23 protein-coding genes and 1 riboswitch are annotated in these 24058 nt (G+C 68.6%); of the genes, 10 read left to right on the top strand and 13 right to left on the bottom strand.

Annotated elements, in window-relative coordinates:
* The first annotated feature begins 1 nt into the window (after window position 1).
* From ACFOPO_RS00920 to ACFOPO_RS00895, 6 genes are all read left to right on the top strand, one after another.
* Window positions 2-967: an MBL fold metallo-hydrolase gene (locus ACFOPO_RS00920; protein WP_386700013.1), complete on the top strand. Its 966-nt coding sequence runs from the start codon at window positions 2-4 to the stop codon at window positions 965-967.
* Between the two features lie 20 nt (window positions 968-987).
* The gene (locus tag ACFOPO_RS00915; RefSeq protein ID WP_386700012.1) at window positions 988-1800 is read left to right on the top strand and encodes a phosphatase PAP2 family protein; all 813 of its coding nucleotides are present in this window, start codon (window positions 988-990) and stop codon (window positions 1798-1800) included.
* Between the two features lie 216 nt (window positions 1801-2016).
* Complete coding sequence (locus ACFOPO_RS00910; protein ID WP_386700010.1) at window positions 2017-3408, top strand: DUF3300 domain-containing protein; 1392 nt, start codon at window positions 2017-2019, stop codon at window positions 3406-3408.
* Between the two features lie 12 nt (window positions 3409-3420).
* A complete protein-coding gene (locus ACFOPO_RS00905; RefSeq protein ID WP_386700008.1) occupies window positions 3421-4353 on the top strand; it encodes a DUF2950 domain-containing protein in 933 nt (310 codons plus the stop codon).
* A gap of 32 nt (window positions 4354-4385) precedes the next feature.
* Complete coding sequence (locus ACFOPO_RS00900) at window positions 4386-4850, top strand: hypothetical protein (protein WP_386700007.1); 465 nt, start codon at window positions 4386-4388, stop codon at window positions 4848-4850.
* Between the two features lie 43 nt (window positions 4851-4893).
* A complete protein-coding gene (locus ACFOPO_RS00895; protein WP_386700005.1) occupies window positions 4894-6288 on the top strand; it encodes an FAD-binding oxidoreductase in 1395 nt (464 codons plus the stop codon).
* 135 nt (window positions 6289-6423) lie between these two features.
* Here the strand turns inward: ACFOPO_RS00895 and thiL are convergent, their stop codons facing one another.
* From thiL to glyA, 10 genes are all read right to left on the bottom strand, one after another.
* Window positions 6424-7371 carry a thiamine-phosphate kinase gene (gene thiL / locus ACFOPO_RS00890; RefSeq protein WP_386700004.1) on the bottom strand — a complete coding sequence of 316 codons (948 nt, stop codon included), beginning with the start codon at window positions 7369-7371 and terminating at the stop codon, window positions 6424-6426.
* 62 nt (window positions 7372-7433) lie between these two features.
* Entirely contained in the window at window positions 7434-7892 is a 459-nt protein-coding gene (gene nusB, locus ACFOPO_RS00885; protein ID WP_386700002.1) for a transcription antitermination factor NusB, read from the bottom strand.
* Window positions 7889-8356, bottom strand: a complete 468-nt coding sequence (ribH, locus tag ACFOPO_RS00880; RefSeq protein WP_386700001.1) for a 6,7-dimethyl-8-ribityllumazine synthase — start codon at window positions 8354-8356, stop codon at window positions 7889-7891. Before ribH ends, nusB begins: the two co-directional genes overlap by 4 nt.
* Window positions 8357-8412: 56 nt before the next feature.
* Window positions 8413-9537, bottom strand: a complete 1125-nt coding sequence (gene ribB / locus ACFOPO_RS00875; protein WP_386699999.1) for a 3,4-dihydroxy-2-butanone-4-phosphate synthase — start codon at window positions 9535-9537, stop codon at window positions 8413-8415.
* Window positions 9538-9551: 14 nt separating this feature from the next.
* On the bottom strand, window positions 9552-10142 hold the full coding sequence (locus ACFOPO_RS00870) for a riboflavin synthase (protein WP_386699997.1): 591 nt from the start codon (window positions 10140-10142) through the stop codon (window positions 9552-9554).
* 124 nt (window positions 10143-10266) lie between these two features.
* Window positions 10267-10455, bottom strand: a riboswitch (FMN riboswitch).
* A gap of 103 nt (window positions 10456-10558) precedes the next feature.
* Window positions 10559-11338 (bottom strand): class I SAM-dependent methyltransferase, encoded by a 780-nt coding sequence (locus tag ACFOPO_RS00865; RefSeq protein WP_386699995.1) that lies wholly within the window; start codon window positions 11336-11338, stop codon window positions 10559-10561.
* Between the two features lie 26 nt (window positions 11339-11364).
* A complete protein-coding gene (gene ribD, locus ACFOPO_RS00860; RefSeq protein WP_386699993.1) occupies window positions 11365-12468 on the bottom strand; it encodes a bifunctional diaminohydroxyphosphoribosylaminopyrimidine deaminase/5-amino-6-(5-phosphoribosylamino)uracil reductase RibD in 1104 nt (367 codons plus the stop codon).
* Complete coding sequence (nrdR, locus tag ACFOPO_RS00855; protein WP_386699991.1) at window positions 12468-12989, bottom strand: transcriptional regulator NrdR; 522 nt, start codon at window positions 12987-12989, stop codon at window positions 12468-12470. Before nrdR ends, ribD begins: the two co-directional genes overlap by 1 nt.
* Window positions 12990-13034: 45 nt before the next feature.
* The gene (locus ACFOPO_RS00850) at window positions 13035-13568 is read right to left on the bottom strand and encodes an energy transducer TonB (RefSeq protein WP_386699989.1); all 534 of its coding nucleotides are present in this window, start codon (window positions 13566-13568) and stop codon (window positions 13035-13037) included.
* Window positions 13569-13572: 4 nt separating this feature from the next.
* The gene (glyA, locus tag ACFOPO_RS00845; protein ID WP_386699987.1) at window positions 13573-14826 is read right to left on the bottom strand and encodes a serine hydroxymethyltransferase; all 1254 of its coding nucleotides are present in this window, start codon (window positions 14824-14826) and stop codon (window positions 13573-13575) included.
* Between the two features lie 121 nt (window positions 14827-14947).
* Between glyA and lpxO the strand changes: the two genes are divergently transcribed.
* The 4 genes from lpxO (at window position 14948) to ACFOPO_RS00825 (ending at window position 20077) form a co-directional block, all read left to right on the top strand.
* Window positions 14948-15910 (top strand): lipid A hydroxylase LpxO, encoded by a 963-nt coding sequence (gene lpxO / locus ACFOPO_RS00840; RefSeq protein ID WP_386699985.1) that lies wholly within the window; start codon window positions 14948-14950, stop codon window positions 15908-15910.
* Window positions 15911-16022: 112 nt separating this feature from the next.
* Window positions 16023-17687, top strand: coding sequence for an energy-dependent translational throttle protein EttA (gene ettA / locus ACFOPO_RS00835; RefSeq protein WP_200606829.1), 1665 nt, complete (start codon window positions 16023-16025; stop codon window positions 17685-17687).
* 173 nt (window positions 17688-17860) lie between these two features.
* Window positions 17861-18679: an orotidine-5'-phosphate decarboxylase gene (pyrF, locus tag ACFOPO_RS00830; RefSeq protein WP_386699983.1), complete on the top strand. Its 819-nt coding sequence runs from the start codon at window positions 17861-17863 to the stop codon at window positions 18677-18679.
* A 48-nt stretch (window positions 18680-18727) separates the two neighbouring features.
* Entirely contained in the window at window positions 18728-20077 is a 1350-nt protein-coding gene (locus tag ACFOPO_RS00825; RefSeq protein WP_386699981.1) for an NCS2 family permease, read from the top strand.
* 14 nt (window positions 20078-20091) lie between these two features.
* On the opposite strand, the gene ACFOPO_RS00820 is transcribed toward ACFOPO_RS00825, so the two are convergent.
* The 3 genes from ACFOPO_RS00820 to gspD are packed head-to-tail and all read right to left on the bottom strand — an operon-like array spanning window position 20092 to window position 24057.
* The gene (locus tag ACFOPO_RS00820; protein ID WP_386701219.1) at window positions 20092-20934 is read right to left on the bottom strand and encodes a glycosyltransferase family 2 protein; all 843 of its coding nucleotides are present in this window, start codon (window positions 20932-20934) and stop codon (window positions 20092-20094) included.
* A gap of 31 nt (window positions 20935-20965) precedes the next feature.
* Window positions 20966-21808: a glycosyltransferase family 2 protein gene (locus ACFOPO_RS00815; protein WP_386699979.1), complete on the bottom strand. Its 843-nt coding sequence runs from the start codon at window positions 21806-21808 to the stop codon at window positions 20966-20968.
* Window positions 21805-24057: a type II secretion system secretin GspD gene (gspD, locus tag ACFOPO_RS00810; RefSeq protein ID WP_386699978.1), complete on the bottom strand. Its 2253-nt coding sequence runs from the start codon at window positions 24055-24057 to the stop codon at window positions 21805-21807. The genes ACFOPO_RS00815 and gspD overlap by 4 nt, the downstream gene beginning before the upstream one ends.
* Between the last annotated feature and the right edge of the window lies 1 nt (window position 24058).

The following is a 24058-nucleotide window of genomic DNA, read 5'->3' as shown; positions in this document are numbered from 1 at the left end:
CATGATCCGCATCCCGCTTGCCGCCCTTGCCGCCGCGCTTACGTGCGCCTTGCTGTTTGCCGGATGCTCCAAGCCGCAGCCAGCCACGACCGACACCGCTGCCGCGCCAGCACCGGCCGCATCTGCTCCGGCTGCAACGCCGGCGCCGGCGGCGAATCCGGATGCCTTCCGCTTCAGGATCGGCACGCTCGACGCGGTCGCATTGAAGGACGGTGACATCGACGTCGCCAACGACGGCAAGACCTTCGCCGTCGGCCAGCCGGCGGCAGACGTCGCCGCACTGCTGACCGCGGCGGGCCAGCCGACCGACGTGCTGCACCTGAGCATCCAGCCGCTACTGGTTCGCAGCGACGCGCGGATCCTGCTGTTCGACACTGGCGCCGGCGATGTGTCCTGGGCACGCGCCGGACGCCTGCAGGCGTCGCTGCGCGCCGCTGTCGTGGAGCCGGCGCAGGTCACCGACATCTTCCTTTCGCACCAGCACCAGGACCACACCGGCGGCCTGCTGGCACGTGACGGAACACTGGCGTTCCCCAACGCCACCATCCACCTCTCGGCGCCCGAATGGGAATCGCTGAAGAAGGACAAGGATGCCGCCGCGCTCGTGGCCGCGATGACGCCGAAGGTCGAGGCCTTCAAGCCGGGTGCCGCCGTGGTGCCGGGCGTGGTCACGGCCGTCGACGTCGCCGGCCACACGCCCGGGCACAGCGGATACGAGATCCAGTCGGGCAGCGAGCGCCTGCTCTATATCGGCGATGCGGCGCACCACCACGTGATCTCGGTGCAGCGTCCGGAATGGACCGTGCAGTACGACCAGGATGCGCCGGTGGCGCAGGCCAGCCGCCGCGCGCTGATGCAGCGCGCTGCCGCCGGCAACCTGCGGATCTACGCGGTGCATTTCCCGTTCCCGGGCCTGGGACACTTCAAGGCCCAGGGCGACAGCTTCGTGTGGGTGCCGGAAGGCTGACACCCCATCACCCTGGCTGAATGAAACTCCGCTCGCCCCTCTTTGGCCGCACCGGCGACACCAGTCCTTCGCCGACACCCCGGTCGCGCGTGGACGGCGGGAAGCGCCTGCTCGAGCCGGAGCCTGCTTCGCTCCGCGGCCGCCACTTCTTCCTGACCCACGTCTGGCTCCCGTTCCTCGCCTTCGCCGTGCTGGTGGTGCTGCTGATGGTCCTCGGCGGAGACCAGTGGGTCGCCGACCATGTCTATGCCTGGCAGGGCCACGCGTGGACGCTGCGCCGCGGCTTCATCACCGACCGACTCATCCACCAGGCCGGACGCAATCTCAGCTTCGCGGCCTGGTTGGGCGTAGCGGTCACCTGGCTGGTGATCCGCAAGCGACCAGGATGGTCGGCGTGGCGGCGGCCGCTGGCCTACCTGCTGCTCTGTGTGGCTGCGACGGCAGCGCTGGTCGCCTGGGTCAAGAGTTTTTCCAACATGGATTGCCCGTGGGACCTGATCCGCTACGGCGGCGCGCGCGAGTACGTGCGCCTGCTGGAATTGCGGCCGATCGGCCTGACCCGCGGCACCTGCTTCCCCGCCGGCGGAGCGAGCGGTGGCTACGCCTGGGTGGCGCTGTACTTCTTCTTCGCCGCGGTTCGCCCGCGGTGGCGTTGGGCGGGGCTCGTCGTGGGGCTTGCCGCCGGGCTGGCCTTCGGCATCGCGCAGCAACTGCGCGGTGCGCACTTCCTGTCGCACGATGTGTGGACGCTGGCGATCAGCTGGTCGGTGGCACTCGCCCTCTACCTGGCCTTCCTGGACCGCGACCCGGCCGGCACCGGCACTGACTGGTAGCAGCTAGCGTCGAAAAACCAGGACCGCCAACCCTGCAGTGACCAGGCCGATGCCCATCCATTCGCGCGGCGCGTGGACGCGCCCACTGTGTTCGCCATGTGAACGTCGCCGTCGGCGCGAAGCCTATGATGCGCCCGAAGCGCCCCGCGCCGACATTCATTGCCGACCGTCATGGCCGGCGGCGAACCCGGACGTCCTTGCGGTTGGAGAATCCCAATGCGCATTTCCGCACGTCACTTGCCGATGGCATTGCTGCTGTTCGTCGCCGCTGCCGGGGCCACGCCCCAGGCCGTTGCGCCCGTCGCGCTGCAGGCTGCATCGACGCCATCGACGCCATCCTCCGACGCCTTCAGCGCCGAACAGCTCGACCAGATGATGGCGCCACTGGCGCTGTATCCGGATTCGCTGCTCGCGCAGGTGCTGATGGCGTCCACCTACCCCGGCGACGTGGCCGATGCGGTGAAGTGGTCCAAGGCGCATCCCGACGCCAAGGGCGACGACGCCGTGCGCCAGGTCGGCAGCCAGTCATGGGATCCGAGCGTGCAGTCGCTGGTGGCGTTCCCGCAGGTGCTCGACACGCTCGGCAAGGATCCGGCCTGGGTGCAGCGGATGGGCGACGCGTTCCTGGCCCAGCCCGATGAAGTGATGGACTCGGTGCAGCGGCTTCGGCGCCAGGCGCAGGCCGCCGGCAACCTGAAGTCGACCGAACAGCTCAAGGTCAGCACCGAACCGGCCGCAGCGACGACGACGACGACCACCACGACGGCACCGGCCTCGTCGACGATCATCATCGAACCGGCCGACCCGCAGGTCGTCTACGTGCCGGCCTACAACTCGACCACGGTCTACGGCACCTGGCCGTATCCGTCATACCCGCCGTACTACTACCCGCCTTCGCCGTACTACTACCCCGGCAGCGCGTTGTGGGCGGGGCTGGCGTTCGGCACCGGCGTGGCGATCACCGCTTCGTTGTGGGGCAACTTCAACTGGGGCCACGGCGACATCGACATCGACGTCAACCGCTACAACAACATCAACAGCAACCGCCAGATCAACCGCGGCGACAACACGTGGCGCCATAACTCGGCCAACCGCGACGGCGTGCCCTACCGCGACCGCAACAGCCGCGAGCAATTCGGCCGGCAGAAGGATGGCGCCGCGCAGCGCGACAACTTCCGCGGCCACGATCCGGCACGCTCCGCCGACCGCGAACGCGCGCGCCAATCGATGTCGCAGCGCGGCTTCGATACTCCCGCCGCGAGCAACCGCGAGGCACGCGATCGCGCCGGCCAGGCCTCGCGGCAGATGGACCGGCAACAGGCAGGCACGCGCGATGCCGCGTCGCGCCAGGGCGCGCAGAACCGCGCCACGCAAGGCAGTACGCAGCGCAACGCGCAGGCCCGCCAGGGTACGCGCCAGCAATACCAGGGCAACCGCGGTGGCCAGAACAACGCGTTTTCCGGCGCCAGCAATCCGGGCCAGGCGCGCGCATCGTCCAATCGCGGCCACGGCAGTTATTCCGCATCCCAGCGGCCATCCAGCGCACGTGGCGGCGGCCGGCAGATGTCGCGCCCGGCGCGCTCGGGTGGCGGTGCACGGCGTCGTTGAGAGGAGACGAAGATGATCACCGCCGTCCGCTGTGTCGCGATGACATTCGCGATGACCTGCCTGGCCCTGTTCGCTCCGCTGGCGAGCGCGCAGGAAGCATTCCCGACCAAGGAAGCCGCCGCGGAAGCGCTGGTGGCCGCGCTGGGCACGACCAAGGCCGACGAGGCGCGCCTGGGCGCCATCCTCGGGCCCGACTGGCAAACGTTCGTGCCCACCGGCAGCGTCGACCGCAGCGACGTCGATGCCTTCCTCGCCCGCTACCGCGAAAAGCATTCGTTCCAGACGCCAGCGGCGAACCGCGCCATCCTTGCCGTCGGCAACGACACCTGGACCCTGCCGGTGCCGATCGAGAAGAAGCCGGAGGGTTGGGCATTCAACGTCAAGGCAGGCGAACCGGAAATCCGCGCACGCAGGATCGGCCGCAACGAACTCGATGCGGTCCAGGCCGTCCTCGCCTATCACGACGCGCAGATGGACTACGCCTCGGTCGACCGCGACGGCGACGGCGTGCTCGCGTACGCGCAGAAGTTCCTCAGCACCGATGGCGAGCACGATGGCCTGTACTGGCCCGAGGAAAACGGCGTCGACGACAGTCCGCTGGGGCCGCTGTTCGGTGACGACACGCCCGACGGCGTGTGGCACGGATACAAGTACCGGATCCTCACCGCGCAGGGCCCGTCCGCGCCGGGCGGCGAATACGACTACATGCTGGGCAAGGCGATGAGCCGCGGCTTCGCGGTGATCGCATGGCCGGCCAAGTACGCCGACACCGGCGTGATGAGCTTCATGATCAGCCACGAGGGCGACGTGTTCGAAAAGGACATGGGGCCCGAGAGCGAGAAGCTGGCCGAGGCGATGACGCGCTTCGACCCCGACAGCAGCTGGAAGGAAGTGCCGACGGACGCGGCGGCCGACGCGCCGAAGCCCAAGCCAAAGGCAAAATGAAGGGCGCGTAGCGCGCGGCCAGGAGGGTCGCGATGACAGTGGCGATAAGGGCCGCGGTTGCCGTCGCGGTGTTGCTGTTCGCCGGATGCAGCTCCACGCCGTCGAAGGTGGAGCCGCCGCCCGCGACGCAATCGGAGGCCGACGAGGCCGTCGATGCCGGCCGCGGCGAGTTCACCGTCGCCGCCGGCATGAACGACACATGGAACGCGGTGGGACAGATCCTGATCCGCCTCGAGGGTGTCAGTTACGAAATGCGCGCGCAGATGCTGGGCATCTACACCGTGCGCTACCGTGGCGAGCGTTTCATCATCCTCACACGTGCGCTGCTGGCAACGAACGATCGCAAGAGCCTGGCCACCGAAGTCGGCGCGCTGTGGCTGGACGGCAAACCCAACAACAGTGCCGCAGCGCGTGACCTGCTCAAGCAGTTGCAGCAGCGACTGCCTGCCGAGCTGGCCCTGATCGCGGCCGGTGGCCGCGGCAAGCCGAAGCACTGAACGCCACCGTGCCGGCCAGGCAGCCGCGTTATCCTTCGCAGCGATGAGCACCCTCCCGACGAGCCTTGCCAGCCTCGATGCCGAGATGACGGCGCTGCTGGGCGATGGCTGGCGCACCGATCCCAGCGAACGCCTTGCGTACGCCTACGACAATTCGCGGCGGCAGTCGCTGCCCGATGCCGTGGCGCTGCCGACGACACGCGAGCAGGTCGTCGCGCTGGTGCGTGCCTGTCGCGCCCAACGCGTTCCCATCGTTGCGCGCGGGCGCGGCACCAACACCACGGGCGCGGCGGTACCGGTTGCCGCCGGCGTGGTGGTTTCGTTCGAACGCATGAACCGCATCATCGACATCCGTCCCGGCGATCGCTGCGCGGTGGTCGAACCCGGCGTCCTCAACGGCGACCTGCAGGCGGCTTTGAAGCCGCACGGCCTGTTCTGGCCGCCCGACCCCACCAGCGCCGGTTACAGCACGGTCGGCGGCAACCTCGCATGCAATGCCGGCGGTCCGCGCGCGGTGAAGTACGGCGCCAGTCGCGACAACGTGCTGGCACTCACCGCGGTGACCGGCACGGGCGAACTGATCCACTGCGGCACGGCCACCACCAAGGGCGCGACCGGCTACGACCTGCAACGGCTGCTGGTCGGCAGTGAAGGCACGCTGGCGCTGATCGTCGAGGCGAGCCTGCGACTGACGCCGGCGGCGAAGTCGCGGCGGGCACTGCGCGCGATCTACCGTGACGTGTCGAGCGCGGCACAGGCGGTGGCGCGGCTGATGGCACAGCCGCTGACGCCCTCGATGCTGGAGTTCATGGATGCCGATGCGGTGCGGCTGGCACGCGACGTCGGCGGCGCCGACCTGCCGCACGATGCCGGCGCGCTGTTGATGATCGAAGCCGACGGCGATGCACAGACGTTGCCGCATGACATCGAGGCCCTGATGCGCGCCGCCGAAGGCGAAGGCCTGATCGCGATCGACGATGCCGCTGACGAGGCCGCGCGCGAGCAACTGTGGGCCGCGCGGAAGGCGCTCTCGCCGTCGTTGCGCACGCTGGCGCCGGGCAAGATCAACGAGGACGTCGTGGTGCCGGTGTCGCGCATCCCACAGCTGGTCGATGGCGTGCAGGCGCTGTCGCGCGAGTTTTCCCTTCCGATCGTCTGCTTCGGCCATGCCGGCAACGGCAACCTGCACGTCAACCTGCTCTACGATCCTGCCGACGCCGCGCAGAACGAACGCGCGCATGCGGCGATGGGGCGCGTGTTCGCGCTGACGATTTCGCTGGGCGGTACGTTGTCGGGTGAGCACGGCATCGGCCTGGCCAAGCGCGAGTTCATGCCGCAGGCGATCGATGCGCCGACACTGGCGATGATGCGGGCGGTGAAGGCGGCGTTCGATCCGGACGGGATACTCAATCCGGGGAAGTTGCTGCCGGACGCGTGAGTTTGCCTCACCGTCATCCCGGCGAACGCCGGGATCCAGGCCAACAACATCAAATGGATCCCGGCTTTCGCCGGGATGACGAGGTGGAAAGGATAGGTTGCGGGCCTGGGTCCCGGCTTTCGCCGGGACGACGGGCTATACGAAGTGCTCGTAGCCCTTGTGCGGCGGCTGCCATTCCAGTGCGTCCGCGTCGAAGGCGCGCACGCCTTGCTTGGCGGTGATGCGGCCGACCCAGCTGAGTTGCACGCCGACGCTGTCGGCCAGGCGCTGGACGTCGTCGAGGCGATCGGACGGCGCGGTGAAGCACAGCTCGTAGTCGTCGCCACCGGCCACCTGCAGCGCCCTGCGTGCGTCGCCGTCGGCGAATGCCATCAGCGCATCGGAGGCAGGCAGCGAATCCAGGTCGAGGTCGGAACCGGTGCCGCTGCCGCGACACACGTGGCCCAGATCGGCCAGCAGTCCGTCGGACAGATCGATGCAGGCATGCGCCATGCCGACCAGCGCCTGGCCCAACACGACGCGCGGCGTCGGCCGGTCGAGCCGGGTGCGCAGTCGCGCATCGCCGGCGTCGCCCGCGCGCCATTGCGCCAGTGCTGCGGCCGCATCACCGAGCGTGCCGCTGACCCACACATCGTCACCGACCCGCGCAGCGTCACGGCGCAGTGCGCTTCCCGGCGCGACGAAGCCGTGCACCGTCACGCTGATCGAGAGCGGCCCGCGCGTGGTGTCGCCGCCGACGAGCGCGATGCGGTGCTGCGACGCGAGGTCGAGGAAACCGTCGAGGAAACCGTCGAGCCAGGCTTCATCGTTGTCGGGCAGCGACAGCGACAGCGTGCACCACGCCGGCTCCGCGCCCATCGCCGCCAGGTCGGAGAGATTGACGGCGAGCGCCTTCCAGCCGATGTCGGCTGGGGCGGTTTCCGGCGGGAAATGCACGCCGGCATTGAGCGTGTCCGTGGCAACGACCAGGTGCATGCCGGCCGGGACCTGCAGCACTGCCGCATCGTCGCCGATGCCGACGATCACGTCGCTGCGATCAGCGACGCGAGCCTTGATGCGGGCAATCAGGTCGAACTCGGCCATGGTGTTGTCCCTGCCTGCCCTCACCCCGGCCCTCTCCCGCAGGCGGGAGAGGGAGCAAAACCCTACTTGCGCGGCGCCTGCACTTCAGTCGCACGCCAGGCCGCGGCGGCATGGTCGAGCACGCCGTTGACGTAGGTGTGGCCGTGTTCGGCGCCAAAGCGCTTGACCGACTCGATGGCCTCGTTGATCACCACCCGATACGGCACGTCCGGACGCAGGCGCAGCTCGTAGGCGGCGATGCGCAGCGCGGCGCGCTCGATCGCGTCGACCTGGTCGATCTCGCGATCGAGGAACGGCTGCAGCGCTTCATCGAGATCGTTGCAGTGCTGGTCGACGCCGCGCACCAGGTCCTCGAAGTACTCCAGGTCGGCGACTTCGTGCGCCTGCTCGTGGGCGAACTGCGAGATCACGTCCGGCGCGGTGGCGCCCGACATCTGCCAGGCATACACGGCCTGCAGCGCGCGACGACGCGCACGCGAGCGGGCTACGGGATCGATTCCATCGTTGCGACGGCGGTTCATGGCAGTTGTCCCAGCAGGTGACTCATTTCCAACGCGGCCAGTGCCGCCTCTTCGCCCTTGTTGCCGTGGCTGCCGCCTGCGCGGGCCTCGGCATCTTCGTGGCGCTCGACCGCGAGCACGCCGTTGGCCACGGGCAGGCCGTAGTCCAGCGATACCCGCATCAGGCCGTCCGAACAACCGTCGGCGACCTGTTCGTAATGACGCGTGTCGCCGCGCACGACGCAACCCAGCGCGACCACGGCGGCATGCTGCCCGGCGGCGCCCAGGCGGGCGGCCACCAGCGGGATTTCCCAGGCACCGGGGACGCGGATCACGTCGACGGCCGCCTCGGCGACGCCGTTGTCGACGAACGTCTTGCGCGCGCCGGCCACCAGGGTGTCGGTGATGCGCGGGTTCCAGCGACTGGCGATGATCGCGAAGCGCGCGCCCTCGGGGCTGCGCAGGTCGCCTTCGTAGTGGGGCATGGGGGATTGTCCGGAGTGGGCGGGCATTTTAGCGCGTTAAGGGAGATGGGCCGTCGTCAGTGCGGCAGCTCGACGTACTCGACCACTTCCAGACCGAAGCCGGCCAGGCCGACCTGCCGGCGCGGGGTGCCCAGCACGCGAAGCTTGCCCAAGCCGAGATCGGCGAGGATCTGGCCGCCAGCACCATTCCGGCGCCACTCGGCCAGGGCATGGCCGGGGGTCGCCGCCGCCGGGGTGACGTCGGCATCGGCGTGCAGCGGCGCGCGCACGCGTGCCAGCAATGCGTCGGCATCGGCGCCGTCGGCCAGCAGCACCAGCGCGCCGCTGCCCTGGCGGGCGATCGCCTTGAGCACGTCGCCGACCGCCGGACCGAAATCCGCACGGCGCCAGTGCAGCGCATCGGCCAGCGGATTGAGCATGTGCACGCGCACCAGCGTCGGCTCCGCCGGGTCGGGCTGGCCGCGGCGCAACGCGAAATGCAGGCCGTGGCTGAGACGGTCGCGGTAGGTGAACAACTGGAACGGGCCGTGCTCGGTCTCGATCTCGCGCTCGTCGATGCGCTCGACGGTGTGCTCGGTTTCGAGGCGGTAGCGGATCAGTTCCTCGATCGAGCCGATCTTGAGGCCGTGCTCGGCGGCGAATTCCTCCAACTGCGGACGACGCGCCATGCCGCCATCCGGGTTGAGGATCTCCACCAGCACGCCGGCCGGCTCCATGCCGGCCAGCAGCGCCAGGTCGGCGGCCGCTTCGGTATGGCCGGCGCGGTTGAGCACGCCGCCGGGCTGGGCCTGCAGCGGGAAGATGTGGCCGGGCTGCGAGAGATCGCTCGCCGCCGCGTCCGGGCGCACCGCGGTGCGGATGGTGTGGGCGCGGTCGTAGGCGGAGATGCCGGTGGTGACCCCTTCGGCCGCTTCGATGCTGACGGTGAAGTTGGTGTGGTGCGGCGAGGTGTTGTCGCGGACCATCGGCGGCAGGCCGAGCTGGCGGCAGCGCTCGCGCGTGAGCGACAGGCAGACCAGGCCGCGCGCGTGCGTGACCATGAAGTTGATGTCCTGCGGGCGCACCAGTTCGGCGGCCATGATCAGGTCGCCTTCGTTCTCGCGGTCCTCGTCATCGACGATGACGACCATGCGGCCGTTGCGGATCTCTTCGAGCAGTTCGGGGATGGGGCTGAAAGGCATGGGGGTTTCTTTCCTTATTTCGCCAGCAGGCGCTCGACGTAGCGCGCGACCAGGTCGATCTCGAGATTGACGGCATCGCCGACGGCGGTTTTCGCGAAGGCGGTGTTGGCGACCGTGTGCGGGATCAGCGCGACTTCGAAGCCATCGGCATCGACTTCGTTGACGGTCAGGCTGACGCCGTCGACGCAGATCGATCCCTTCTTGGCGATGTAGCGCAGCAGCGGCGCCGGTGCGTTGAAACGCCAGCGCTGCGCGCGCGCGTCCTCGGTGACGGAAGCAACGCTGCCGAGCCCGTCGACGTGGCCACTGACCAGGTGACCGCCGAGGCGATCGGTCGGGCGCATCGCCCGCTCCAGGTTCAGCACCGCACCGGTCTTGAGTGCGCCCAACGTGGTCAATGAGAGGGTTTCGTTCGACGCGTCCGCAGCGAACGAGGTCGCGTCGAACTCGACCACGGTCAGGCACACGCCGTTGACGGCGATGCTCTCGCCGAGCTTGACCGAATCGAACGCGAGCGTGCCTACGTCGACGGTCAGGCGAACGTCGCCGCCACGGCGCTCGGTATGTGCGAGGCGGCCTACGCCTTCGATGATGCCGGTGAACATCAGCGCACCCCCGGCAGGGAGGCGACGCAAGCAGAAATGACGATGGACATGAAACGTTTCCCGCAAAGGTGAGCGAAAAACGCCTCAAGGCATGAGGCAGGCACACGACCGCGAGGCCGTGCGCAGCTGTCTTCTTTCATCCGGACTATGGGCGGCACCATCGCTGGTTCCGCCGGACCGTCGGCTCCGGCATCTGACCGGATCTGCTGACCCTCCGGCGTGGCCGGAGGCGCTCGCGGGCTCGTGCAGACTGGCCTGGGGCTGGCCTGCACCTACCGCCGGTGGGGAATTCCACCCCGCCCTGAAGACGTCGTGTTGTGGTTGCCGATGGAATGGCGCGGGGATTCTAGCATCCGGGTACGGAGCGGCTTTCAGGCCGGCCTGCGGACGCAGTGTTCCACCGTTCCGGGTTGGGTCTAGGGCTTGCGGCGCAGGTGCAGGAACAGCGGCCACTGGATCTGGCGGGTGTCGCCCTCCCCGCCCCAGGCCGCGGCCAGCGCCGGGCCGTGGCGGGCGACGGGGTCCTCGCCGGTGTCGGCGGTGCAACGGGCCACGGCCGACATGCTCGACAGGTAGCGCAGGAACTGGCCCAGGCTCCATTCGACCTCCAGCCACAGCTCCGGCGCCGGCAGCGCCGGGAACGGCCAGTCGTAACCGGCGTAGCGGGCATCGATCTGCGCGCGCTCGGGCGGCCAGTACGGTTCGATGCGCGAGCGGAAGGCTTCGACCGCATCGATCATGCCCTCCGGCGCGATGAAGTCGCCGTAGCCCCAGGCCGCGAGCACGCCGCCGGGCGTGAGCACGCGCTGGCACTCGCGAAAGAACGGCTCGCGATCGAACCAGTGCAGTGCCTGCGCCACGGCCACCAGTTGCACGCTGCCGTCTTCGAGGGTGGTGCGCTCGCCGGGTTCGACGGCGAGGGTGACATTGCCGTGCGTACCCTGTGCCCAATGCTGGGCCAGCTGTTTTGCACTGGGTTCGGTGGCATGGACGTGGGCGAAGCGGGCCGCCAGCCCGCGCGTGGCCTGGCCGCTGCCGCAACCCGGTTCCCAGACGCTGGCGTGGGCGGGAACCACCGCGGCGATCGCGTCGAACAACGCGTCGGGGTACTCCGGGCGTGCCTGCGCGTACGCGTCGGCGATCGTGGAAAAGTGGTCCTTGAAGCTGGATTGGGTCGATGCCGGGTCCGTGGCCATGACTGCCTCCTTGGTGACGGTGATTGCTAGCGGCCTGCTGTCGTCGCTTGCGGCCGCAACAGCAGCCGCACGTCCTGGCCAATGTAACGCGACTCGACGATGGCCATGTCGAGCTTCTGTGACATCGAATCGATGGCCAGGCCGTCGAACATCGGTCGCCCGCGCTCGCCCAGCAACACCGGTGCGACGTACAGCAGCACTTCGTCGACGAGGCCCGCGGCGAGGAAGGCACCGGCGAGCGTGGCCCCGGCTTCCAGCTGGATCTCGTTGACGCCACGTTCTGCAAGCAGGCGCAGCACTGCTTCGAGGTCAAAGCGACCTTCGCGCACGGTGATGGCCGCCAACTGCGCCTGGAGGCCGCGCGGCGGTTTGGCATCGGGTGCGTGGATGTAGAGCGTCGGCGCATCGCCTTCACGCACGCGGCCGCGCGCGACCGTGGCCAGGCCCGGATCGAGCACGACACGCAGCGGTGCGACGAAAGGCGCGTCGTTTTCCAGGCGCACCGTCAGCGACGGGTCGTCCGCGAGCACCGTGCCGGCGCCGGTCACGATCGCGCCGGCGCGTGCACGCCAGTGCTGCACGTCCAGGCGCGAGGCCTCGCCACTGATCCACTTCGACTCGCCGCTGGCCAGCGCGCTGCGGCCGTCGAGGCTGGTCGCCAGCTTCACGCGCAGCCACGGCCTGCCGCGTTCCACCCGCGACAGAAAGCCGCGGTTGAGCGCGCGCGCCTGGGCTTCCATCAACCCCGATTCAACCGTGATGCCGGCAGCCTTCAGGCGCTCGAAACCGGCGCCGTCGACCTGCGGGAACGGATCGCGCATCGCCGCCACCACGCGCGCGACGCCCGCGGCAATCAGGGCATCGGCGCACGGGCCGGTACGTCCGGTGTGAGCGCACGGCTCCAGCGTCACGTAGGCGGTCGCACCGCGGGCGCGCTCGCCTGCGGCACGCAGGGCGAACACTTCGGCATGCGGCTCGCCGGCGCGCTGGTGCCAGCCTTCGCCGACGATTTCGTCGCCGTGCGCGATCACGCAGCCCACCATCGGGTTGGGCCTAGTGGTGTAGGCACCGCGTTCGGCCAGGCGCAGGGCCTGGGCCATCATCGCGTGGTCGGTCGCGGTGAATGCCATCAGCGTTTCCTGCCGCGTGGCGCCGGCTCCGGCTCGCCGTCGAGCAACGGCAACTGACCCTCGGCGGAGCTGTCGCTTTCGAGACGGTCGAGCTCTTCGCGGAAATCCGCCACGTCCTGGAACGCGCGGTAGACCGAGGCGAATCGCACGTAGGCGACGTGGTCGAGCTTGCGCATCTCTGCCATGACGAACTCGCCCACCCGGCGCGACTGCAGCTCGCGCTCGGCGGTCATGCGCAGCTGGTGCACGACCGCGCGCACCGCCGCTTCGATCTGCTCCTCCGCCACCGGTCGCTTCTGCAGCGCGCGGTCGAAACTGGCGCGCAGCTTGCGTGCATCGAACGCCTCGCGGCGGCCGTCGCTCTTGATGATCAGCGGCAGCTTGAGTTCGATGGTCTCGAGCGTGCTGAAACGCTCGCCGCAAGCCTCACACACGCGACGCCTGCGGATCGTGGCGCCATCATCGGACACGCGCGAGTCGATCACGCGGGTATCGAGATGCTGGCAGAAGGGGCAATGCATCGGTTGTCTCGCAGGCTGCGCGGTAAACGGCGGTCGCCCCTGGCATCAGGGGAAGGTGTAGTCGAGCGGAAGCAGGAACGCGATCCGGGTCGGCGTACCGGCGCAGCGCATCGGCGAAAAACCGATCTTGGCGACGGTTGCCTCGGCGGCCTGGCCAAACGAGGGCGCGGTCGCGCAGACGGCACGCGCGGATTCGACCTCGCCGTCGGCGGTCAGGCGGACCAGCACTTGCGCGGAACCCGACTGTTGCGTCCTCTGGAACGACAATGGGTAGTCACCGTACCCCGGCAAACGAAGCTTGCCTGGACCTTCACACCCGGTCGCGGGCGGTTCCCAGCCCGCGGTCAGGGCCTTTACTTCGTCGCTCGGCAGCAGCTGCACCGAACCGGCGCTGCATGCCTTTGTCTCGAAACTGTAACGGGCTCGCGGCGTGTCGGCCGGCAACGGCAGTGCCGGCGATGAATTGACGATATCGGCCCGTCCGAGCGTCTTCGCTGCCGGCGCCGGCAGCGTGCTGACGCAACCGGCCGCCGCGAGCGTTGCCGCGGCGGCCACGATCATTGCCAGGCGAAACGCCATGCGGTCAGCCGTAGACCGGGTACTTGCGGCACTGCGCGGTGACCTTCTCGCGCACTGCAGCAATGACCTTGTCGTCGCCCGGTGCATCGAGCACGTCGCAGATCCAGTTGGCCAGTTCGACGCAGTCGCCTTCCTGGTAGCCGCGGGTGGTGACGGCCGGGGTGCCGATGCGCAGGCCCGAGGTCACGAACGGCTTCTGCGGGTCGTTCGGCACGGCGTTCTTGTTGACCGTGATGTGGGCCTTGCCGAGCGCGGCCTCCGCGTCCTTGCCGGTGACGCCCTTGCCGATCATGTCGATCAGCATCAGGTGGTTCTGGGTGCCGCCGGAGACGATCTTGTAGCCGCGCTTGATGATGGTTTCGGCCATCGCCTGGGCGTTCTTCACCACCTGCTGCTGGTAGGTGGTGAACTCCGGTTCCAGCGCTTCCTTGAAGGCCACGGCCTTGGCCGCGATCACGTGCATCAGCGGACCGCCCTGGATGCCCGGGAAGACGATGCTCTGCAGCTTCTTCACCAGGTCTTCGGACGGATCCTTGGCAACGATGATCCCGCCGCGCGGGCCGCGCAGCGTCTTGTGCGTCGTCGAGGTGACCACGTGCGCGTGCGGCAGCGGGTTCGGATAGACGCCGGCGGCGACCAGGCCGGCAACGTGGGCCATGTCGACGAACAGGAACGCACCGACCTTGTCGGCGATCGCGCGGAAGCGCGCCCAGTCGATGTGCTGCGAATACGCCGAGAAGCCGGCGACGACCATCTTCGGCTTGTGCTCGAGCGCGAGCTTCTCGACTTCGTCGTAGTCGATCATGCCCTGGTCGTTGACGCCGTACTGGACGGCGTTGAACAGCTTGCCGCTCGCATTGACCTTTGCGCCGTGGGTGAGGTGGCCGCCGTGGGCCAGCGACATGCCCAGGATGGTGTCGCCCGGATTGAGCAGGGCGAAGTACACGGCCTGGTTGGCCTGCGAGCCCGAATGCGGCTGGACGTTGGCATAGTCGGCGCCAAAGAGCTGCTTGAGGCGGTCGATGGCCAGCTGCTCGGCGATGTCGACGTACTCGCAGCCGCCGTAATAGCGCTTGCCCGGGTAACCCTCGGCGTACTTGTTGGTCAGCACGCTGCCCTGGGCCTCCATGACGCGCGGGCTGGCGTAGTTCTCCGAGGCGATCAGCTCGACGTGGTCTTCCTGGCGGCGAGCCTCATTGGCGATGGCCTGGGCCAGTTCATCGTCGTAACCGGCGATACGGGCAGAGCTGGGGAACATTCGCGAAACCTCGAACGGTGGGCTGGAGATAGGGGTCATGGAGCCGGGGGGGCAATGGGGCCACTGGCAATGGCCCGGTCAGACCCCGGATGGTAGCCCAGGCCTTAAAATGCGGCCAGCAATGTGCCGCCCCCTCCCGGGGAGCGGCCGATTCCCCACCCCACAGGGAACCTCGATCGTGAAATGGGTTTTTGTCTTCCTGTTCCTTGCCAGCGCGGTGTACGTGCACTTCCGCGGCAGGGTACGGCACCGCCTGGGCCGGCAGCTGCTGGACCACTCCACCTTCATGGCACCGGTCAACGTGCTCATGTACGCGTTCTCGCGCGTGCCGACCACCGCCTTCATCCCCGAGCCCGGCGAGCACTTTCCCGAGCTGGAACCGCTGCGCGCCAACTGGCAGACGATCCGCGAGGAGGCCCGCCGCCTGCGCGAGCTGCAGCACATCAAGGCCGCCGAGGGCTACAACGACGTCGGCTTCAACTCGTTCTTCCGCCGTGGCTGGAAGCGCTTCTACCTGAAGTGGTACGACGACGCCCACCCGTCCGCGGCCGAACTGTGCCCCCGGACCACGGCCCTGCTGCGCCAGATCCCCAGCGTCAAGGCGGCGATGTTCACCGAGCTGCCGCCCGGCGGCGAGCTGCGCCCGCACCGCGACCCCTTCGCCGGCTCCTTGCGCCTGCACCTGGGGCTGGAGACGCCCAACGATGACGCCTGCTTCATCGAGGTCGACGGCAACCGCTACAGCTGGCGCGACGGCCAGTGGACGATGTTCGACGAGACCTTCATCCACAGCGCCCGCAACGACACCGAGAGCAACCGGATCATCCTGTTCTGCGACGTCGAGCGGCCGATGAAGTACCGCTGGGCGCAGGCGCTGAACCGCTTCATCGCCCGCAACCTGATCGCCGCCGGCGCCTCGCCGAACATGGAGGGCGACAAGACCGGCGGGATCAACCGGCTGTTCAAGTACTTCTACGTCCTGCGGCTCAAGGCCAAGGCGCTGCGGGAGCGCAACAAGGGCCTGTATTACGGGCTGAAGTACCTGGCGGTGGTGCTGGTGGCGGCGTTCATCATCTGGCTCTGAGCCGCCGTCGGAGCAGCCGCCCCGGCCGCCCCGAACCCGTATAATCACCGCTTCCCCGCCCTGCCCCAGGCCTCCCGGCCCGGCTCGGCGCGTCCCGCGTTCCGGAGTGCCCATGTCGCAATACATCTACACCATGAACGGTGTCAGCAAGACCGTTCCGCCGAAGCGCCAGATCATCAAGGACATCTCGTTGTCCTTCTTCCCCGGCGCGAAGATCGGCCTGCTCGGCCTCAACGGCGCGGGCAAGTCGACGGTGCTCAAGATCATGGCCGGCGTCGACACCGACTTCGTCGGCGAAGCGCGCCCGCAGCCGGGCATCAAGGTCGGCTACCTCGCCCAGGAGCCGCAGCTCGATCCGACGCACACCGTGCGCCAGGCCGTCGAAGTCGGCGTCGGTGACGTGCTCAGCGCGCAGGCCGCGCTCGATGCGGTCTATGCCGCCTACGCCGAAGAAGGCGCCGATTTCGACAAGCTCGCCGCCGAGCAGCAGCGCCTGGAGGCGATCCTCGCCACCGGCGACGCACACATGCTCGAGCAGCAGCTGGAAGTGGCCGCCGACGCGCTGCGCCTGCCGCCGTGGGACGCGGTGGTCGGCAAGCTGTCGGGCGGTGAAAAGCGCCGCGTCGCGCTGTGCCAGCTGCTGCTGCAGAAGCCGGACATGCTGCTGCTCGACGAACCGACCAACCACCTCGACGCCGAGTCGGTGGAATGGCTGGAGCAGTTCCTCGCGCGCTACACCGGCACCGTGGTGGCCGTCACCCACGATCGCTACTTCCTCGACAACGCCGCCGAGTGGATCCTCGAACTCGACCGCGGCCGCGGCATTCCGTGGAAGGGCAACTACACCGACTGGCTGACCCAGAAGGAAGAGCGCCTCAAGCAGGAAGAAGGCCAGGAGAAGGCCCGCCAGAAGGCGATCCACAAGGAACTCGAGTGGGCCCGCCAGAACGCCAAGGGCGGCCGCTCCAAGGGCAAGGCGCGTCTCGCCCGCCTCGATGAGCTGCAGTCGGTCGACTACCAGCGCCGCAACGAGACCAACGAGATCTTCATCCCGCCGGGCGAGCGCCTGGGCAACTCGGTGGTCGAGTTCAAGAACGTCAGCAAGAAGTTCGGCGACCGCCTGCTGATCGACAACCTCAGCTTCCTCGTGCCGGCCGGCGCGATCGTCGGCATCATCGGCCCCAACGGCGCCGGCAAGTCGACGCTGTTCAAGATGATCACCGGCCAGGAAAAGCCGGACTCCGGCGAGATCACGATGGGCTCGACGGTCAAGCTGGCCTACGTCGACCAGAGCCGCGACAAGCTCGAAGGCAACCACAACGTCTTCCAGGAAGTCTCCGGCGGCCTCGACATCCTCAACATCAACGGCGTCGAGATCCAGTCGCGCGCGTACATCGGCCGCTTCAACTTCAAGGGCCAGGACCAGCAGAAGCTGGTCGGCACGCTGTCGGGTGGTGAGCGCGGTCGCCTGCACATGGCCAAGACCCTGCTGCAGGGCGGCAACGTGCTGCTGCTCGACGAACCGTCCAACGACCTCGACATCGAGACCCTGCGTGCGCTGGAAGATGCGCTGCTGGAGTTCCCGGGCAACACCTTCGTCATCTCGCATGACCGCTGGTTCCTGGACCGCATCGCCACGCACATCCTCGCCTTCGAAGGCGACTCGCACGTGGAGTTCTTCCAGGGCAACTACCGCGAGTACGAGGAAGACAAGAAGCGTCGCCTCGGTGCAGAAGGCGCGCAGCCGCACCGCCTGAGGTTCAAGGCGCTGAAGTGACGATCTGGCCCGCGCCCGCTTTGCGGGCGCGGCTTTGCCAGATCGTCATCCCGGCGAAAGCCGGGATCCATTTTGCAGTTGAAGTCCATGGATTCCCGCCTACGCGGGAATGACGGCTTGAAGACGCTGGGTTCCCGCCTGCGCGGGAATGACGGGTTGAGACGGAGAAACACGTGACCTTCATTACGTCCCTGAAGCAACGCTGGACCCAGGCCGACTCCCTCGTCTGCGTCGGACTCGATCCGGAGCCGGCGAAGTTCCCGGCGCGCTTCCAGGGTGACGCGGACGCGGTGTTCAACTTCTGCCGCGCGATCGTCGACGCCACCGCGCAGTACGCCTGCGCGTTCAAGCCGCAGATTGCCCACTTCGCCGCACTGGCTGCCGAAGACGCGCTGCAGCGGCTGGTCGCGCACATCCATGCGTCGCACCCGGGCATCCCGGTGATCCTCGACAGCAAGCGCGGTGACATCGGCAGCACGGCGCAGCACTACGCGACCGAAGCCTTCGACCGCTACGGCGCCGATGCCGTCACCGCAAACCCCTATCTCGGCCGCGATTCCCTGCAGCCGTTCCTCGACCGCGCCGATCGCGGCGTGGTGATCCTGTGCCGCACGTCCAACCCGGGCGCCGCCGACCTGCAGGACCTGGCCATCGCCGACGGCCGGCCGCTCTACCAGCACGTGGCCGAGACGCTCGCGCGCGAGTGGAACAGCCATGGCAACTGCGCGCTGGTCGTCGGCGCGACCTGGCCGGAACAGCTGCGCGAAGTGCGCGCGATCGTGGGTGACGCCGTGCCGTTCCTGGTGCCGGGTGTCGGCGCCCAGGGCGGCGATGTCGAGGCGGTGGTGACCAATGCCAAGACCGCCGACGGCACCGGCCTGATGGTCAGCAGCTCGCGCGCGATCCTGTATGCCTCGTCCGGCGATGACTTCGCCGAGGCCGCAGCGCGCGCGGCGCGTGAGCTGCGCGACGAGATCAACCGCCACCGCTGAGGCCGCGACACTGCCTCCACACCCGGCGGTGGCACCCTAGGACCCGCCATGTCCATCCGCGCGCCACAGGCCAACGTTCTCCAGTCCCTCTTCAAGCTGCGCGAGCACGGCAGCGACGTCCGCACCGAACTGATCGCCGGCGTGACGACCTTCCTGACGATGTCGTACATCGTCTTCGTCAATCCGAGCATCCTCGGCGACACCGGCATGGACGTCGGCGCGGTGTTCGTCGCCACCTGCCTGGCCGCGGCGATCGGCACGCTGGTGATGGCCTTCGCCGCCAACTACCCGGTCGGCATGGCGCCGGGCATGGGCCTCAATGCCTTCTTCGCCTTCACCGTGGTCGGCGCGATGGGCTACAGCTGGCAGCAGGCATTGGGCGCGGTGTTCATCTCCGGCATCGTGTTCCTGCTGCTCACCATCACCGGTGCGCGCGCCTGGCTGATCGCCGGCATCCCGCATTCGCTGCGCAGTGCGATCACCGCCGGCATTGGTCTGTTCCTGGCGATCATCGCGCTTCAGAAATCGGGTGTGATTGTCGGCGACCCCGACACGCTGGTATCACTCGGCGACCTGCGCGAACCCGAACCGCTGCTGGCCGTGGCCGGTTTCCTCCTGATCGCGGTGCTGGAAGCCTGGCGCGTGCGCGGCGCGATCCTGATCGGCGTGCTGGCGGTCACCGCTGCTGCATTGCTGCTTGGGCTGGTGCAGTACCGCGGCCTCATCGACCTGCCACCCAGCCTGGCGCCTACCTTCCTGCAGCTCGACATCCGCGGCGCACTCGGCGGCGGCGCGGGGATGTCGCTGTCGGCGATGCTGCACGTGGTCATCGTGTTCGTGCTGGTCGAAGTCTTCGATGCCACCGGCACGCTGATGGGCGTGGCGCGTCGCGCCGGCCTGCTGCCGACCGACGATGCGTCGCCGGCGCAGCAGAAGCGGTTCGGGCGCGCATTGTTCGCCGACAGCACGGCAATTCTGGCCGGCTCGTTGCTGGGCACCAGCAGCACCACGGCCTACATCGAAAGCGCGTCGGGCGTGCAGGCCGGCGGTCGCACCGGGCTGACGGCACTGGTGATCGCGGCGCTGTTCCTGCTGGCGCTGCTGTTCTCGCCGCTGGCGGCGATGGTGCCGCCGTACGCGACCGCGCCGGCGCTGCTGTTCGTCGCCGGGCTGATGCTGCGCGAGCTCGGCGACGTGCATTGGGACGACCTCACCGAAGCGGTGCCGGCGGCGCTGTGCACGCTGGCGATGCCGTTCACCTATTCGATCGCCAACGGCCTGGCGTTCGGCTTCATCGCCTACGCGGTGTTGAAGCTCGCCACCGGCCACGCCCGCCAGGTGCACTCGGCGGTGTGGGTGGTGGCGGTGTTGTTCGTGCTGAGGTTCGCGCTCGCGTGAGCTGACTTGGAGCGCTACAGCGTGCGCAGGCGCGCGCGCAGGTAGGCCAGCGGGAACCGCAGCCAGATCGCCGCGAACACGCCCAGGCTGACCCACACGCTGCGCCGTGGTGCCTCGAACTTGCGGAAGTAGCGCCACAGGCCGCGATGCTTGTGCCATTCGACGAACAGCGGTCGCGAGCGGCTCGACACACCGCGCACGTGCAGCACGCGGATGTGGTTGGCAACCGCGATCATCGCGCCGGCCTCGCGCGCGCGCCGGCACAGGTCCAGGTCCTCGGCATGCAACCGGTAGCCTTCGTCGAAGCCGTCGATGCGCTTGAACAGCGCGCGCGGCATCAGCATCAGCGCACCTGAGATCGCCTCGACCGGCTGCAATGCCTGCGCGTCGTCGATCGGAAGTTCGAGTTTCGCCGCCGGCTTGCCGCCCAGTGCGCCGGCCAGCATTGCCGAGAAGTCGGGATCGCGGCGGCGCGCGGCACCGTCGCGATGGCCCTGCTCGTCGATCAGGTCGGCGCCCAGCAGGATGTCGCCACGATCCCGGGCCAGCGCGCGCAGTTGCGACAGCGTGTCGCGCTCCACCAGGCAATCGGGATTGACGAACGCAAGCCAGCCGGCATCGCCATTGGCATCGCGCGCGCCCTGGTTGCAGGCGACGGCAAAGCCGGGGTTGTCGGGGTTGGCGATGAAGCGCACGCGCGCGTCGGCCATGGCGTGGCGCTGGACGATCTCCAGGGTGTCGTCATCGGACTGGTTGTCGACCACGCGGATCGCCGCCACGCCTTCGGCCGCGCGCAGGCGCTGCAGGCAGTCATCGATGGTCTCGGCGCTGCGGTAGGTCACCACCACGACGGCGATGCCGTCCTGGCCGGTTGCGGCGGCGGGGTTGTCAGACGAAGAGATCACGTTGCGGTTCCGGGGGTCCAATGCTGTCGAGCAGTACGGCCAGTTGCGTGCGCGACGCCCGAAGCGGGTCCTGCATGAGGAAGTTTGCCAGCCGCGGATGCCAGTCGGGCCAGCGCGCCGCCAATGCATCCATGTCGCCGTCGAACGGAATGCCTTCGCCGCGGCGGCCGACGAAGGCGGTGTCGCACAGGACGTTCCGCCAGCCCAGTCCGGCCAGGCGCAACGACAGGTCGATCAGCGCCGCATACCACGAACCGTAACTGGTGGCATCGAGGCCACCGGCGCGGCGGCGGGCACTGCCGCGCAGCAGCACGGCGTGGGTCACCGCGGCCGGCAGCTCCGGATGCAGCGCCGGCATTCCGGCGGCGGCACGGGACAGGCGCTCGAGGTCGTGCGGCACGTGGTCGATCTCGCCGATGCGCGGCCACGACGCCGCCTCGCCGGCGTTGCTCCATGGCGTCGCGGTGGCGATTGCACCGTCGCTGGCGAGACCGGCGGACAGGCGCACCAGCCAGCCGGGCGCAGGGACCGCATCGGCCGACAGCACCGCGACATCGGCGTCGCCACAGGCCGACAGCACCTCGTCGAGATGCGCGACTTCGCCGACGCTGCGTTGGCGGCGGGTGTAGTCGGCCTTCAGCGCAGTACGCGCGATCCAGCGTTCGATGATCGCGAAGGCACGCGGGCCGGCCTGTGCATCGTCGGCCAGCCACACCTGCGTGCCAGGTGCAGTGGCGGCATCCAGTGCGGCCAGGCAACCATCGAGCGCCTCGTCGTCGCTGCCTACCGGCACGACGACGATGGGCCTCGCAAACGCTGCCGTCACTGCTGTCCCGGCCGGCGGGGTTTGTTCTGCAGCGGTTCCATCGCGCGGAAACGGCGACCGTACTCGTCGGTGAGGTCGCGTGCTTCCTGCGGGTTCTGCACGATGGTCGGCGTCAGCAGGATGATGACTTCGTTGCGGGTCGTCTTTGAACCCTGGGTGCCGAACAGCGCGCCGATCACCGGGATGCGGCTCAATCCCGGCAGCCCGGTGGCGCCGCGCGTGACACCGTCGCTGATCAGGCCGGCCAGCATCACCGTGTCGCCGCTCTGCACCGCGGCTTCGGTCTTGAGCTTGCGTGTATCGATGCGCACGTTGCCGTTCGGATCGGCGGTGTCCTGGCTGCCGGGCGTGCTGACTTCCTGGACGATGTCGAGGAAGACGACGCCGTCCTTGGCCACGCGCGGACGCACCTTGAGGATGGTGCCGGTGTCGAGGTACTGGACCTGGCTGTAGGTGTTCTCGGTGCCAACGCCCGGATTGACCGTCACCGACGAGATCGGGATGCGGCTACCCACGTTGAGCGTGGCTTCGGCGTTGTTGCGCACCATCACCGACGGCGTCTGCAGCAGCTGCAGGTCGGTGATGCTGTCGAGCGCGCTGATCACGGCGGCGGCATCGTTCTTGAACAGCGACCAGACCAGGCCGCTGCCGCTGACGCCGCCGATGCTCGCGCCCAGGGTGCTCCACTTCGCCGGGATGCCGGTGCCGCGGGACGTCACGTCGGGGAAGCCGTTCTCGAGCGCTGCGTTCTCGAGGAACCAGCTCACGCCGTACTTCAGCTCGCCCTGCAGCTGCACCTCGACCACCTGCGCTTCGATGTGCACCTGCAGCGGCATCACGTCGAGCCGCTCGATGACGTCGCGGATCGACTTCCACGCCGACGGGCTGCTGCGGACGATCAGCGAGTTGGTTTCCTCGACCGCGGAAACACCGACGCGATCGCCGTCGACTTCGAGGGTGAGGCTGGCGTTGCCGGCCTGGCGCGCATTGAGCGACAGCGAGCCTTCGTTGCCGCCGGACGTCCCGGTGTCGCCATAGTCACCACCACCGCCCAAGGTCGCCGTGCTGCCATCGCCGCTGTCCTTGAGCTCCACCGACTCCAGCCCCGGCATCAGCGACGGTGCGCCATTGCCGTTGCCGCCGCTGCTTCCGCGGCCACTGCCGAAGACATCGCCGAGGCGATCCGCGAGGTCCTTGGCCTTGATGTACTTCAATTCGTAGGAATACAGCTGCACGCTGCCGCCGGCGTTGTCGATCCGGTCGAGCCACTGCTGGATGTCGTCGAGGTAGTTGGCCTGCGAGGTGATCACCAGCACCGCGTTGGCGCCTTCCAGCGGCATGAAGCGGAACATGCCCGCCACCGGCGACTTGCTCTGCTCGCCGAACACCTTCTCCAGGTCGGCCACGACCTTGGTCGCCTTGCCCGACTGCAGCGGGAACACGCCCACCGACATGCCCGACAGCCAGTCGACGTCGAACACCTGGATGGTGCGCAGGTAATTCTCGAGCTCGGCACGGCTGCCGCCGACGGTGATGATGTTGCGCGAGTTGTCGACGTTCACTATCGCGTTGGGACGCGCATAGGGCTTAAGGATCTTTTCCATCTCGGTGGCCGAGACGTACTTCAGTGGCACCGTGCGCACTTCGAAGCCGCGCGCGTTGCTGGCGCCGCCGGTGCGGGCCGCGACATTGCCGGCCAGGGCCTGGTCCGACGCCACCACGTTGTAGCGACCGCCGCTGTAGACCAGCCGCGCGTTGTTCCAGCCCAGCACCATCTCCAGCAGGTTCAGCGCTTCGGCCGGACTGACCGGCTTGGGCGTGGCCAGGGTGACGGTGCCTTGCACGCCCGGTGCGATCACGTAGTTCTGGCCGAGCATGTCACCGAGGATGGCCTTGACCACCGCGTGCAGCGATTCGCCTTCGAAGTTGAAGGTGGCCGAGCCGCTGGTCGCGCCCAGGTTCGGCGGCGGCGCGGAACCGGCGCCCTGGTTGATGACCACGCCGGTGCCACGGCGGATCTGCGGACGCGCGTCACCGCCGGTGGTCGATTCGGGCAACGGCTCCGACGTCGGGCCGGCGCCAGGCTCGCTGGAGCCGGTCGCGTGTTGCGCGGGAGGAGTCTGGCCGTCGCGCCTGACGTTGGGCACCGGCGCACTCGCGCAGGCGGCCAGCAGGCTGGCGATGGTGGTCGATACGATCGCCTGGGTGGCGAACTGGCGAGCGGCGGGCTTCCGGGCGCTGGGCTTCATG

This window comes from Lysobacter sp. GCM10012299, from assembly GCF_042649405.1.
GTDB lineage: Bacteria > Pseudomonadota > Gammaproteobacteria > Xanthomonadales > Xanthomonadaceae > Lysobacter_J.
Note: the sequence above shows the minus strand (reverse complement) of the source record. Positions and strands in the feature narration are given on the sequence as shown.

Excerpts from the sequence above, each read along its gene's own strand:
- ribB (WP_386699999.1), bottom strand. The coding sequence starts at position 9,537 with ATGCCTTTCAGCCCCATCCCCGAACTGCTCGAAGAGATCCGCAACGGC.
- ACFOPO_RS00870 (WP_386699997.1), bottom strand. The coding sequence starts at position 10,142 with ATGTTCACCGGCATCATCGAAGGCGTAGGCCGCCTCGCACATACCGAG.
- ACFOPO_RS00850 (WP_386699989.1), bottom strand. The coding sequence starts at position 13,568 with ATGGCGTTTCGCCTGGCAATGATCGTGGCCGCCGCGGCAACGCTCGCG.
- ribH (WP_386700001.1), bottom strand. The coding sequence starts at position 8,356 with ATGCCCCACTACGAAGGCGACCTGCGCAGCCCCGAGGGCGCGCGCTTC.
- ACFOPO_RS00825 (WP_386699981.1), top strand. The coding sequence starts at position 18,728 with ATGTCCATCCGCGCGCCACAGGCCAACGTTCTCCAGTCCCTCTTCAAG.
- nusB (WP_386700002.1), bottom strand. The coding sequence starts at position 7,892 with ATGAACCGCCGTCGCAACGATGGAATCGATCCCGTAGCCCGCTCGCGT.
- ettA (WP_200606829.1), top strand. The coding sequence starts at position 16,023 with ATGTCGCAATACATCTACACCATGAACGGTGTCAGCAAGACCGTTCCG.
- ACFOPO_RS00915 (WP_386700012.1), top strand. The coding sequence starts at position 988 with ATGAAACTCCGCTCGCCCCTCTTTGGCCGCACCGGCGACACCAGTCCT.
- ACFOPO_RS00905 (WP_386700008.1), top strand. The coding sequence starts at position 3,421 with ATGATCACCGCCGTCCGCTGTGTCGCGATGACATTCGCGATGACCTGC.
- gspD (WP_386699978.1), bottom strand. The coding sequence starts at position 24,057 with ATGAAGCCCAGCGCCCGGAAGCCCGCCGCTCGCCAGTTCGCCACCCAG.
- lpxO (WP_386699985.1), top strand. The coding sequence starts at position 14,948 with ATGTGCCGCCCCCTCCCGGGGAGCGGCCGATTCCCCACCCCACAGGGA.
- thiL (WP_386700004.1), bottom strand. The coding sequence starts at position 7,371 with ATGGCCGAGTTCGACCTGATTGCCCGCATCAAGGCTCGCGTCGCTGAT.
- ACFOPO_RS00920 (WP_386700013.1), top strand. The coding sequence starts at position 2 with ATGATCCGCATCCCGCTTGCCGCCCTTGCCGCCGCGCTTACGTGCGCC.
- ACFOPO_RS00865 (WP_386699995.1), bottom strand. The coding sequence starts at position 11,338 with ATGGCCACGGACCCGGCATCGACCCAATCCAGCTTCAAGGACCACTTT.
- ribD (WP_386699993.1), bottom strand. The coding sequence starts at position 12,468 with ATGGCATTCACCGCGACCGACCACGCGATGATGGCCCAGGCCCTGCGC.
- nrdR (WP_386699991.1), bottom strand. The coding sequence starts at position 12,989 with ATGCATTGCCCCTTCTGCCAGCATCTCGATACCCGCGTGATCGACTCG.
- ACFOPO_RS00900 (WP_386700007.1), top strand. The coding sequence starts at position 4,386 with ATGACAGTGGCGATAAGGGCCGCGGTTGCCGTCGCGGTGTTGCTGTTC.
- ACFOPO_RS00895 (WP_386700005.1), top strand. The coding sequence starts at position 4,894 with ATGAGCACCCTCCCGACGAGCCTTGCCAGCCTCGATGCCGAGATGACG.
- ACFOPO_RS00910 (WP_386700010.1), top strand. The coding sequence starts at position 2,017 with ATGCGCATTTCCGCACGTCACTTGCCGATGGCATTGCTGCTGTTCGTC.
- glyA (WP_386699987.1), bottom strand. The coding sequence starts at position 14,826 with ATGTTCCCCAGCTCTGCCCGTATCGCCGGTTACGACGATGAACTGGCC.